Raw genomic sequence first — 11,008 nt, 5'->3', positions numbered from 1 at the left:
CCCCCCCCCCCCCCCCCCCCCCCCCCCCCCCCCCCCCCTCTTTCCAAACAAAACCCCCCCCCCCCAGATTACTACGCGTCTCGTGGGCTCGGAGATGTGTATAAGAGACAGACCCGGGACAGGGCGGACGGGCGCTCGATGCCGGCGGCCTCAGGCCCGGCGGTCCGCCTCCTGGGCGCGCAGGGCGCGGGCGATGGTGTCGCGGTTCTCGGCGACGGTGCGCACGAGGCCGGCCGGGGCGTCGCGGTGCGCGTCGAGCCACGCGTCCGAGGCCGCGAGGAGCTCGGTGCTGGCCAGCGCGAACGGGTAGAACCCGCCGACCACCCGCTCGCCGATCGCGACGCTGCGTGCGGCCCACGCGTCGACGAGCATCTCGTGGTACCGCGCCACGTACGGCTCGAGGAGCGACAGGTCGATGCTGCGGCGGAAGCCGGCGGCCACGGCCTCGACCATCTGGTTGGACAGGACGTTCTGCTCGACGGCCTTGGCCCACGCGTCGGCCTTGGCCTCGGCGGTGGGGCGGGCCGCGAGGGCCTCGGCGTGCCGCTCCCGGCCCGTGGCGGTCGGGTCGCGGTCGAGCTCTGCCTCGAGCTCGGCATCCGTGGCGACGCCGAGCGCGGCGAGGGCGCGGACGAACGTCCAGCGCAGCTCGGTGTCGACGCCCAGGCCCGGCAGGGACGCGTCGCCGGCGAGCAGCGCCCGGAACCGGTCGGCGTCGGAGGCGTCGGCGGTCGTGTTGGCCCACGCCTCGACGAGCTGGAACTGGGCGTCGCTGCCCGGCTCGGCCGACTCGGCCAGGGCCCGCAGCGAGCTGCTGAGCAGCGCGGAGGTCTCGGCGCGGTGCTCGGGCGCGACGTAGAGGCGGGTCGACTGGACGATCTGGCCGAGGAGCACGCGCAGCAGCGTCGAGTCGCTCTCGCCGGGCAGCGTCTCGAGGACGAACCGCACGAAGTCGCGGGCCGGCATCTCGGCGTCGCGGGTCATGTCCCACGTCGCGCCGAGGACGAGCGAGCGCGGCAGCGAGTCGCCGAAACCACGCGGGTGGGCCAGCGCCGTGGCCAGCGACCGCTCGTCGAGGCGGATCTTGGCGTAGGCGAGGTCGTCGTCGTTGAGCAGCAGCAGGTCCGGCTGAGCGACACCGTCGAGCTCGGCGAGGTCGGTGCGCTCCCCGGCGACGTCGACCTCGTGGTAGGCGGTGCGCACGAGGCTGTCGCCCTGGACGGCGTAGAGGCCGATGCCGAGGCGGTGCGGCCGCAGCGTCGGGTGCTCCTCGGCGGCGGTCTGCTCGACGGCGAACGCCGTGTACCGGCCCTCCGCGTCGACCTCGAACGAGGGACGCAGCGTGTTGACGCCCGCCGTCTCGAGCCACAGCTTGCTCCACTCGGTGAGCTCGCGGCCCGAGGCGGCCTCGAGCTCGCCGAGGAGGTCGGCGAGCGTCGTGTTGCCCCACGCGTGCTTGCGGAAGTACGCGCGCAGCGCGGTGACGAACGGCTCGCGGCCGACGTAGGCCACGAGCTGCTTGAGCACCGAGGCGCCCTTGGCGTACGTGATGCCGTCGAAGTTGACCTCGACGTCCTCGAGGTGGCGCATGTCGGCGGCGATGGGGTGCGTCGAGGAGAGCTGGTCCTGGGTGTAGGCCCAGGCCTTCTCGGCCGTGCCGAAGGTCGTCCAGGCGCTCGTCCACTCGGTGGCCTCGGCCTGGCACGTCGTCGAGGCCCACTCGGCGAACGACTCGTTGAGCCAGAGGTCGTCCCACCACTTCATCGTCACGAGGTTGCCGAACCACATGTGGGCCAGCTCGTGCAGGATGGTCAGGGCGCGGCGCTCGACCTTGGCCTCGCTCACCTTGGAGCGGAAGACGTAGACCTCCGTGAACGTCACGGCCCCGGCGTTCTCCATCGCGCCCATGTTGTACTCGGGCGTGAAGACCTGGTCGTACTTCTCGAACGGGTACGGCTGGTCGAACTCGGACTCGAAGAACGCGAAGCCCTTCTTCGTGCAGTCGAAGAGGTTGTCGGCGTCGAGGTGCTGGGTCAGCGACCTGCGGCAGAAGACGCCGAGGGGCACCGTTCCGCGCCGCGTCTGCACCTCGTCGCGCACCTCGTCGTACGGGCCGGCGATGAGCGCGGTGATGTAGGAGGAGATGCGCGGCGTCGGGGCGAAGGACCACGTGGCCCTCTCGACGCCGTCGGCGACGCCGGCGGGCTCGGGGTGCGGCGTCGGGGAGTTGGAGATGACCTTCCAGTGCGCGGGAGCCGTCACGGTGAAGGAGAAGGAGGCCTTGAGGTCGGGCTGCTCGAAGACCGCGTACATGCGGCGGGAGTCGGGCACCTCGAACTGGGTGTAGAGGTACACCTCGTTGTCGACGGGGTCGACGAAGCGGTGCAGCCCCTCGCCGGTGTTCGTGTAGCGGCCCGTCGCCTCGATCGTCAGCTCGTTGTCGGCGGCCAGGCCGGGCAGCGCGACCCGGGAGTCGGCGAACAGCTCGGCCGGGTCGAGGTCGGCGCCGTTGAGGGTGACGCGCTCGACCGAGTCGGCGATGAGGTCGATGAACGTGTCGGTGCCGGGCTCGGCGCAGGAGAAGCGCGCCGTCGTGACCGTGCGGAACGTCTCGGGACCCGTGGTGAGGTCGAGACGGACGTCGTAGCTGTCGACCCGCAGGACCGCGGCGCGGGTGGCCGCCTCCTCGCGGGTCAGGTTCTTGCCGGGCACGAGGGGACCTCCTGGGGACGAAGTGCGTGGCTGCGACGCAGGCGGCACCGGTCGGACGGCCCCGTCGCCCGGACATCCTCGCACGGAGGTCCCACCCGACCGCCACCGCTCTTCGGCCCCGCGACGACGGGTGCGAGGATGGGCCCCATGACGCAGGCGTCCCCCTCACCCTCGACCGCGGCCTCCTCCTCGCACACCGACGCCGGCGCGAGCCGGGCCGTCGAGATGTGGTTCGACCCGATCTGCCCGTGGGCCTGGATGACGTCGCGCTGGCTCATGGAGGTCCAGCGGCTGCGCGACCTCGAGGTCACGTGGTCGGTCATGAGCCTCGCGGTCCTCAACGAGCACCGGCACGACCTCGACGCCGCCTACCGGGCGCGCATGGACGAGGCCTGGGGCCCGGTCCGCGTCATCATCGCGGCCGCGGAGGCCCACGGCGACACCGTCGTCAAGCCCCTCTACGACGCCATGGGCACCCGGATCCACCTGCGGAAGATGAGCGACTTCGACGTCGTCATCCGCGAGTCGCTCGAGGAGGTCGGCCTGCCGGCGGCGCTCGCCAAGGAGGCCCACCACAAGAAGTTCGACGCGGCGCTGCACCGCAGCCACAAGCGGGGCATCAGCCTCGTCGGCACCGAGGTCGGCACGCCGATCATCTCGGTGGGCGGTGTCGCGTTCTTCGGACCCGTCGTGACGCCCGCACCGAAGGGCGAGGACGCCGTGCGCCTCTGGGACGGTTGCGTGCTCGTCGCGTCGACACCGGGTTTCTTCGAGCTCAAACGCACCCGTACGCTCGGCCCGATCCTCGACTGACCCGACCCGACGCACCCAAGGACGGACATGCGCATCCACATCGGCGGCGACCACGCGGCCTACGAGCTCCACCAGGCCCTCCTGACCCACCTGCGCGACGCCGGCCACGACGTCGTCGACCACGGTCCGTCCGCCTACGACGCGCAGGACGACTACCCGGTGTTCGTGCTGCGGGCCGCGGAGGCCGTTGCGGCCGAGGCGGGTTCGCTCGGCGTCGTGCTGGGGGGCTCCGGCAACGGTGAGCAGATCGCGGCCAACAAGGTGAGCGGCATCCGCGCCGCGCTCGCCTACTCCACCGAGCTGGCGAGCCTGGCCCGCGAGCACAACGACGCCCAGGTCGTCTCGATCGGCGCGCGCTTCACCCCGGTCGAGACCGCCATCGCCATCGTCGACACGTTCGTCGGGACGAACTTCTCGAATGAGGAGCGTCACGCCCGTCGTCTAGGTATGGTTTCCGCGTACGAGAACACGGGGGACTTGCCGGCGCTGCCGGACTCGGACGCGTCGTGAGCTGACGCCCGGGCCGGCTCCCCTCCAGCCCAGCAAGGGAGGCACGTGGCGACCAACGAGAGCATCGTCTCTCGCCGCTCGGGGTACGCTGCCGGACCGATCCGACGCCTCACGCACCTCGGTCCGTGGCTGTCGCGCGCCCCGTGGGTCATCGTCGGCATCTTCCTCGTGCTCGGCGTGCTCGCCACGAGCTCCATCTACGTCTGGCGCGACGCCGTGCCCTGGAGCGTCTACTGCCTCCTCGTCGTCGCAGCCGGGCTCTTCCTCGAGCCGCGGTTCCTCCTCGTCGTGTTCATCGGCCTCTTCCTCAGCATGGCGATCGTCGGGGTGTACCTCGGCGGCAACAAGCCGTCCACGACCGGTTCGCAGATCGTCACCGCGGCGACGATGCTGCTCATGCTCTGGCTCTCGCACGCACGCGCCCAGGTGGGCGTCGTCGGGGTCAGCGGCGAGTCGATGCTCGTCGACATGCGCGACCGGCTCCGTGCCCAGGGCGAGCTGCCGCAGCTGCCGCCGACGTGGCACGCCGAGGTTGCCCTCGAGTCGGCCTACGGCGACGGGTTCGCCGGTGACTTCGTCGTGGCGACGAGGTCGACCGACGGCCGCACCCTCGAGGTCGCCCTCGTCGACGTCTCGGGCAAGGGCCGGGAGGCCGGGACCCGCTCGCTGCTGCTGTCCGGGGCGCTGGGCGGCCTGCTCGGCGAGATGAGCGACCGGGCGTTCCTCCAGTCGGCCAACAACCACCTGCTCCGGCTGCGGTGGCCCGAGGGCTTCGCGACCGCCGTGCACGTCGCCGTCGACCTGGAGACCGGCAACTTCACCATCGGCTACGCCGGGCACCCGGCTGCGGCCCAGTTCGCCGCCGGGTCCGGCCGCTGGCGGATGCTCAACGGGGGGCGCGGGCCGCTGCTCGGCGTCATCGAGCAGGCGCAGTACCCCCGCGAGTCGGGCACCATCCGTCGCGGCGACGCCCTCGTCCTCTACAGCGACGGTGTCATCGAGGCGCGTGACAAGGCGCTCGTCGACGGCATCGACCGCATGCTCGGCCGGGCCGAGTCGTTCATCCGGACCGGCTTCGAGGGCCTGGCCCAACGGCTGTGCGACCACGCCGCCGCGGGTCTGGGCGACGACCGCGCCGTCGTGACCATCTGGCGCAGCTGACGCGTCCGCGGGGGAGACGGTCCGGCAGCCGGCCCGGCCCAGCTCCTGACTGCGGAACGCGACAGCGGGACGCGGCGGGGTTCGGGGCCTCGGCGTCGCGTCACTACGATGCCCGCGTGGAGGAGCATCCCGACGGTCAGCCCGACGAGCAGACCGCTGCACGCCGAACGGTGCACGAGGTCCCGGACCTGCCTGAGGGCGTCACCCCGGCGCGGGTGCGCAGCTTCGTGCGGCGCGGGCGCCTCTCGTCGCTGACGCTCGAACGCATGCAGACGCTCGCGCCGGCTCGTGCCCTGCCGCCCGGCGCCTTCGACCCCGTCGCAGCCTTCGGGCGCGTCGCGCCCGTCGTGCTCGAGATCGGCTGCGGCCACGGGCACGCCGCCATCGCCTACGCCCGGACCCACCCCGAGCACGACCTGCTCGCCATGGACGTGCACACGCCCGGCATCGCCCGGATGCTGGCCGACGCCGAGGCGGCCGGCGTACCCAACCTGCGCGTGGAGGTGGGCGATGCCGTCCTCTTCCTCGAGGAGCGCGTCGGGGATGCCGTCTTCGACGCCGTGCACCTGTTCTTCCCCGACCCGTGGCGCAAGAAGAAGCACACCAAGCGACGGTTCGTCAGCCCGACCAACCTCGACCTGCTCGCCCGCGTCCTCAAGCCCGGCGGCCACGTCCTCGTCGCCACCGACCAGGACTTCTACGCCGAGCACGTCCTTGCGGAGGCCGGCGCCCACCCGCGCTTCACCGCCCGACGCGTCGAGCGCCCCTCCTGGCGGCCGGCCGACGGCTTCGAGGCCAAGGGCGTGCGCGCCGGGCGCACCATCAACGAGTTGCGCCTCGACCTGCTGCCCGCCTGACGCCCGGGGGACCGGACGCCGGCGCTCGTGCCTCGCTCCTCCCTGTCGGAGGGACCTTCGGTCGGGGCAACAGGCCGGCCTCTCCGCCGCGGCTCGTTCCTCGCCGCGGCAGCTCGACCTCCCTGCATCCTCGTGCCCCGGCGAACGAAAGGCCGGGCTGAGCGACTCCGTCGCTTCCCGCCCGGCCCTTCGTGACGTCGGGGCAACAGGATTCGAACCTGCGACCTTCCGCTCCCAAAGCGGACGCGCTACCAAGCTGCGCCATGCCCCGTTCGCGCCCGCCGGACGCGACGAACCCGCTGGCAGCGGGTCGATTTCGGCGGACCGGACGCGAACCAGTAGGCTAGCGCCTCGGATCACCCGGTCGGCGACGGCATGCCGCCACGACCAGCGCTCCTGCGGGCGTAGCTCAATGGTAGAGCCTCAGTCTTCCAAACTGATTACGCGAGTTCGATTCTCGTCGCCCGCTCCAGAAAGCCAGTGGCACGCGGCCTCGTCCGGTGCCTACCGTGGGCCGGTGCACCGCCCCGACCTGCAGGACGCCCTGCGCGACCGTGACGCCGTCCTGCGCGCCTTCCTCGCCCCGGACGGCTCGCTGAGCGCCATCCCCACGAAGATCCGCAAGCGCCTCGTGGTCCTCGACCACCTGGCCCAGCACTTCGAGCCGGGGCGCCGCTACGACGAGACCGACGTCAACAACACGCTGCGCCGCTACCACCCCGACGTCGCCGCCCTGCGCCGCTACCTCGTCGAGGAGGGTTTCCTCGACCGCGCCGACGGCCGGTACTGGCGCAGCGGGGGCACCGTCGCCGACTGAGTCGAGCCGGAGCATGCGTCCCGGACGCGTCAGCCGGCCCGGAAGCCCAGCGCCTCGGACAGGTAGGACTCGGCCCCCTCGGCCTCGAGGCCCCTCTCCACGACGGCGGCGGTCCGGGGCGAGGGCCAGGCGTGGAGCCAGAAGAGCGCGAGGCCGCCCGGCAGCGCGACGAGCAGGGTGACCCACGTGCGCGGCGTGAACGCGAACGAGGCCGCGAACGCGACCAGCACCGGGGCCTCGGCGAAGGCCGTGCGCAGGATCGTCGTCGACGTGAAGTACCGGAGACTCGTGGCCTCCGCGTTCTCGCGCGGCAGGTCCGCGGGCAGGGCCGGGACCGTGTAGCCGAACCGGCGCACCAGCACGGCCGAGCCGACGAGGACGACGAGCACCACCGCGACCGCGGTCCACGACGGCATCGACCCGGCAGGGTCGACGAGGACGCGGACCGCCGAGAGCATCGGGGCACCGATGCCGACCATCCCGGCGACCATCTGCACCGGCCGCAGCGCCGCGAGGGTGCCGGACGCCGCCGGACCCACCGGGTCAGATGGGCCGGGCGAGGGGTGCGGCGACTCGCTCATGGGCCCCGAGCATAGGCGAGCGCAGCGGGGCCGCCGTCGGCGCATTTAGCCATCCGTCGTGCGGCCGATAGCATGGTGCGTCGGTTCCCTGTCCAGCGTCGGCGCCACCATCGAGAGCGCCGACCCCCAACCGCCCAAGATGGAGTACCCCGCAGTGAAGAGTGCCCTCGAGACCCTCAGCCCGACCCGGGTCAAGATGACCGTCGAGGTCCCGTTCGAGGAGCTCAAGCCGAGCCTCGATGCGGCCATCAAGCACATCGGCGAGCACATCCAGGTCCCCGGCTTCCGCAAGGGCAAGGTCCCCGCGCGCATCATCGAGCAGCGCGTCGGCCGTGCCGCAGTCCTCGAGGAGGCCGTCAACAACGCGCTGCCGACCTTCTACGGCCAGGCCCTCGAGGCCAACGAGGTCCGCCCCCTCGGCCAGCCGGAGATCACCGACCTCAAGGTGCCCTCGACCGACGGTGAGGACCTCAGCTTCACCGCCGAGGTCGACAAGCGCCCCGAGATCGAGCTGCCCGACTTCTCCGACATCGAGCTGACCGTCGACGAGGCCACCGTGTCCGGCGACGACGTCACCAAGCGCCTCGACGACCTCCGCGCCCGGTTCGGCACCCTCACCGGCGTCGAGCGCGCGGTCCAGGACGGCGACTTCGTCTCCATCGACCTGTCCGCCCAGATCGACGGCGAGGAGATCGACGCCGTCACCGGCGTCTCCTACGAGGTCGGCAGCAAGAACATGCTCGACGGTCTCGACGAGGCGCTCGTCGGTATGAGTGCCGACGAGACCAAGACGTTCACGGCGCCGCTGGCCGGCGGTGACCGCGAGGGCCAGGACGCCGAGTGCACCGTCACGGTGACCGCCGTCAAGGAGCGCGAGCTGCCCGAGCTCGACGACGAGTTCGCCCAGCTCGCCTCGGAGTTCGACACCCTCGAGGAGCTCAAGGCCGACCTCGCGCAGAAGGCGGAGATCGACGCCAAGTTCGCCCAGGGCGTCGCGGCCCGCGACAAGCTCCTCGACGCGCTGCTCGAGAAGGTCGAGGTGCCGGTGCCCGAGGGCGTCGTCGAGGCGGAGGTGCACAGCCACCTCGAGGGCGAGGGGCGGCTCGAGGACGACGAGCACCGGGCCGAGGTCGACGAGAGCACCCGCAAGGGCCTGCGCACCCAGCTCCTCCTCGACGCCATCGCCGAGAAGGAGGAGGTGCAGGTCCAGCAGCAGGAGCTCATCGAGTTCCTCGTCATGAGCTCGCAGCAGTACGGCATGGACCCCAACGCCTTCGCCCAGCAGGTCGACAAGGACGGCCAGATCCCGGCGATGGTCGCCGAGGTCGCGCGCCGCAAGGCCCTGGCCACCGTCCTGGAGAAGGTCGTCGTCAAGGACACGGCCGGCAACACGGTCGACCTCAACGAGGCCGTCCCGGGCACCGAGGGTGACGAGGACGAGGCACCCGTCGCCGAGTCCACCGAGTCCACCGAGGCCACCGAGTCCACCGAGGCCACCGAGGTCGCCGAGGTCGCCGGGGAGAAGGCCGACGCCTGACCCGTCCGCATCCGTCGCACGAACGGCCGGTCCCGCACGGGGCCGGCCGTTCGTCGTCCCCGGGTCTCGTCGGACGACGACGGCGGAGTCTGGGTACGTCACGGTCATGAGCACCCACGACGAGAGCAACACCGGCCTGACCGACAGCGACATCAACAGCCAGCGCCCCGACGGCTCCGGTGGCGAGGGCACGTCGGCGACGACGAGCGGCGAGTCCGACGGCAGCCCCGGCGGCATCGCGACGGACGAGGACGTCGACCGCGGCAACGCCGACGGCAGCACCCCGCGCGAGACGCCTCGCGAGGGCGCCCTCGAGGACGCACAGGACGTCGTCGACCAGCAGGCTGACCAGGCCAGCGCCACGGGCGAGTCCGGACAGGACAACGGCCTCAACGAGTGACCCGTCGCTGGACGATCGCCTGAGGCGACCGGCTGAGCGCCCGCGGCTTGCGCCGGGGGCGCTCAGGTTTGTGCGCTCACGGCGAACAGGGCGCGGTTCGGGAAATCTGCCCAGGGGGGCGCGCGTTAGGGTCAGTGACGAGCCGGCCGCAGACCGCGTCACCCCTCTTCACGGGGGTCGCGTGGGCGCCGCGACCGGACAACTTCGACGATGGAGACATGGTGAACTCGGACATCTCCGCCAACGGCAACGGCCAGCCGGGTGGTCTGGACGACCACATCTACAACCGCCTGCTCAAGGAGCGGATCATCTTCCTCGGGTCCGACGTGCGCGACGACAACGCGAACGCCATCGCCGCCCAGCTGCTGCTGCTGTCGGCCGAGGACCCCGAGAAGGACATCTGGCTCTACATCAACAGCCCCGGCGGGTCCATCTCGGCCGGCATGGCCATCTTCGACACGATGAACTGGATCCCCAACGACGTCGCGACCGTCGCCATGGGCATGGCCGCCTCGATGGGCCAGTTCCTCCTGTCGGCCGGCACGAAGGGCAAGCGCTACGCGACGCCGCACGCGCGGGTCATGATGCACCAGCCCTCCGGCGGCATCGGCGGCACGGCGACGGACATCAAGATCCAGGCCGAGCAGATGCTCTACGTCAAGAAGCAGATGGCCCAGCTCATCGCCGAGCACACCGGGCAGACGGTCGACCAGATCGAGAAGGACTCCGACCGCGACCGCTGGTTCAGCGCGGAAGAGGCCAAGGAGTACGGCTTCGTCGACCACGTGTTCAGCCGCTCCGACCAGGCCGTCGAGGGGCGCGGCGTCGGTTCGGCCGACGCGAAGCCCGACGCCAACTGACCGCGGCCGCAAGGACTTTGGAGAAGACCATGATGATCGAACCCACGAACCGCCTCGCCGTGCCGCAGCCCTCGAGCCGTTACATCCTCCCGCAGTTCGAGGAGCGCACCTCGTACGGGATGAAGCGCTCCGACCCCTACAACAAGCTCTTCGAGGACCGCATCATCTTCCTCGGGGTGCAGGTCGACGACGCCTCGGCCGACGACATCATCGCCCAGCTGCTCGTCCTGGAGTCGCTGGACCCCGACCGCGACATCCTCATGTACATCAACAGCCCCGGCGGCTCGTTCACCGCGATGACCGCGATCTACGACACGATGCAGTTCGTCCGGCCCGACATCCAGACGTTCGTCATCGGCCAGGCGGCCTCGGCCGCCGCCGTCCTCCTGGGCGCGGGTGCCCAGGGCAAGCGTTTCGCCCTGCCGAACTCCCGCATCCTCATCCACCAGCCGGCGCTCTCCGGCGGTGACTACGGCCAGGCCTCCGACATCGAGATCCAGGCCAACGAGGTGCTGCGCATGCGCACCTGGCTCGAGGACACACTGGCCAACCACACGGGTCGCACGTCCGAGCAGGTGCGCCAGGACATCGAGCGCGACAAGATCCTGTCCGCCGAGGACGCCAAGGAGTACGGCCTCATCGACGAGGTGCTCGCCTCCCGGAAGGCCTCGCTCGAGGTCTGACCCGGAAGGACGCTCGGTGCCGTCGGGCCCGGTCCCTCGACTGTCTCTTATACACATCTGACGCTGCCGACGACGGA

General features: G+C 71.3%; 11 protein-coding genes and 2 tRNA genes. 10 read left to right on the top strand and 3 right to left on the bottom strand.

The window, feature by feature from the left end:
• Positions 1 to 150: 150 nt before the first annotated feature.
• Complete coding sequence (pepN, locus tag ACPYOM_RS17545) at positions 151 to 2,712, bottom strand: aminopeptidase N (RefSeq protein WP_481346948.1); 2,562 nt, start codon at positions 2,710 to 2,712, stop codon at positions 151 to 153.
• Positions 2,713 to 2,859: 147 nt separating this feature from the next.
• On the opposite strand from pepN, the gene ACPYOM_RS17540 reads away from it, so the two are divergent.
• The 4 genes from ACPYOM_RS17540 to trmB all read left to right on the top strand — a co-directional run bounded on the left by ACPYOM_RS17540 (position 2,860) and on the right by trmB (position 6,053).
• The gene (locus ACPYOM_RS17540) at positions 2,860 to 3,525 is read left to right on the top strand and encodes a mycothiol-dependent nitroreductase Rv2466c family protein (RefSeq protein WP_481342529.1); all 666 of its coding nucleotides are present in this window, start codon (positions 2,860 to 2,862) and stop codon (positions 3,523 to 3,525) included.
• Positions 3,526 to 3,552: 27 nt separating this feature from the next.
• The gene (locus tag ACPYOM_RS17535) at positions 3,553 to 4,035 is read left to right on the top strand and encodes a ribose-5-phosphate isomerase (RefSeq protein WP_481342528.1); all 483 of its coding nucleotides are present in this window, start codon (positions 3,553 to 3,555) and stop codon (positions 4,033 to 4,035) included.
• A gap of 45 nt (positions 4,036 to 4,080) precedes the next feature.
• Positions 4,081 to 5,196: a PP2C family protein-serine/threonine phosphatase gene (locus ACPYOM_RS17530; RefSeq protein WP_481342527.1), complete on the top strand. Its 1,116-nt coding sequence runs from the start codon at positions 4,081 to 4,083 to the stop codon at positions 5,194 to 5,196.
• Positions 5,197 to 5,312: 116 nt separating this feature from the next.
• Positions 5,313 to 6,053, top strand: coding sequence for a tRNA (guanosine(46)-N7)-methyltransferase TrmB (gene trmB / locus ACPYOM_RS17525; protein WP_481346947.1), 741 nt, complete (start codon positions 5,313 to 5,315; stop codon positions 6,051 to 6,053).
• A 197-nt stretch (positions 6,054 to 6,250) separates the two neighbouring features.
• On the opposite strand, the gene ACPYOM_RS17520 is transcribed toward trmB, so the two are convergent.
• A tRNA-Pro gene (locus tag ACPYOM_RS17520) sits at positions 6,251 to 6,324 on the bottom strand.
• Between the two features lie 127 nt (positions 6,325 to 6,451).
• Here ACPYOM_RS17520 and ACPYOM_RS17515 point away from each other — a divergent pair.
• Both ACPYOM_RS17515 and ACPYOM_RS17510 read left to right on the top strand, forming a co-directional pair.
• Positions 6,452 to 6,525: transfer RNA gene (locus ACPYOM_RS17515), tRNA-Gly, on the top strand.
• A 45-nt stretch (positions 6,526 to 6,570) separates the two neighbouring features.
• Positions 6,571 to 6,870 carry a DUF2087 domain-containing protein gene (locus tag ACPYOM_RS17510; protein ID WP_481346946.1) on the top strand — a complete coding sequence of 100 codons (300 nt, stop codon included), beginning with the start codon at positions 6,571 to 6,573 and terminating at the stop codon, positions 6,868 to 6,870.
• Positions 6,871 to 6,899: 29 nt separating this feature from the next.
• Here the strand turns inward: ACPYOM_RS17510 and ACPYOM_RS17505 are convergent, their stop codons facing one another.
• Positions 6,900 to 7,451: a hypothetical protein gene (locus ACPYOM_RS17505; protein ID WP_481346945.1), complete on the bottom strand. Its 552-nt coding sequence runs from the start codon at positions 7,449 to 7,451 to the stop codon at positions 6,900 to 6,902.
• Between the two features lie 154 nt (positions 7,452 to 7,605).
• Here ACPYOM_RS17505 and tig point away from each other — a divergent pair, with 154 nt between their 5' ends.
• The 4 genes from tig to ACPYOM_RS17485 all read left to right on the top strand — a co-directional run bounded on the left by tig (position 7,606) and on the right by ACPYOM_RS17485 (position 10,931).
• Positions 7,606 to 8,988: a trigger factor gene (gene tig / locus ACPYOM_RS17500; protein WP_481346949.1), complete on the top strand. Its 1,383-nt coding sequence runs from the start codon at positions 7,606 to 7,608 to the stop codon at positions 8,986 to 8,988.
• Positions 8,989 to 9,094: 106 nt separating this feature from the next.
• Positions 9,095 to 9,388: a hypothetical protein gene (locus tag ACPYOM_RS17495; protein WP_481342523.1), complete on the top strand. Its 294-nt coding sequence runs from the start codon at positions 9,095 to 9,097 to the stop codon at positions 9,386 to 9,388.
• Between the two features lie 218 nt (positions 9,389 to 9,606).
• Positions 9,607 to 10,248, top strand: coding sequence for an ATP-dependent Clp protease proteolytic subunit (locus ACPYOM_RS17490; RefSeq protein WP_076259080.1), 642 nt, complete (start codon positions 9,607 to 9,609; stop codon positions 10,246 to 10,248).
• A gap of 29 nt (positions 10,249 to 10,277) precedes the next feature.
• A complete protein-coding gene (locus ACPYOM_RS17485; RefSeq protein WP_481342522.1) occupies positions 10,278 to 10,931 on the top strand; it encodes an ATP-dependent Clp protease proteolytic subunit in 654 nt (217 codons plus the stop codon).
• Positions 10,932 to 11,008 lie beyond the last annotated feature (77 nt).

This window comes from Monashia sp. HAY1-2A, assembly GCF_056755315.1.
The sequence above is the reverse complement of the archived record's forward strand: the minus strand, read 5'-3'. Positions and strand labels throughout refer to the sequence as shown.

Coding starts and splice junctions, on each gene's coding strand:
- ACPYOM_RS17540 (WP_481342529.1), top strand. CDS start 2,860: ATGACGCAGGCGTCCCCCTCACCCTCGACCGCGGCCTCCTCCTCGCAC.
- ACPYOM_RS17535 (WP_481342528.1), top strand. CDS start 3,553: ATGCGCATCCACATCGGCGGCGACCACGCGGCCTACGAGCTCCACCAG.
- ACPYOM_RS17505 (WP_481346945.1), bottom strand. CDS start 7,451: ATGAGCGAGTCGCCGCACCCCTCGCCCGGCCCATCTGACCCGGTGGGT.
- ACPYOM_RS17495 (WP_481342523.1), top strand. CDS start 9,095: ATGAGCACCCACGACGAGAGCAACACCGGCCTGACCGACAGCGACATC.
- ACPYOM_RS17490 (WP_076259080.1), top strand. CDS start 9,607: ATGGTGAACTCGGACATCTCCGCCAACGGCAACGGCCAGCCGGGTGGT.
- ACPYOM_RS17485 (WP_481342522.1), top strand. CDS start 10,278: ATGATGATCGAACCCACGAACCGCCTCGCCGTGCCGCAGCCCTCGAGC.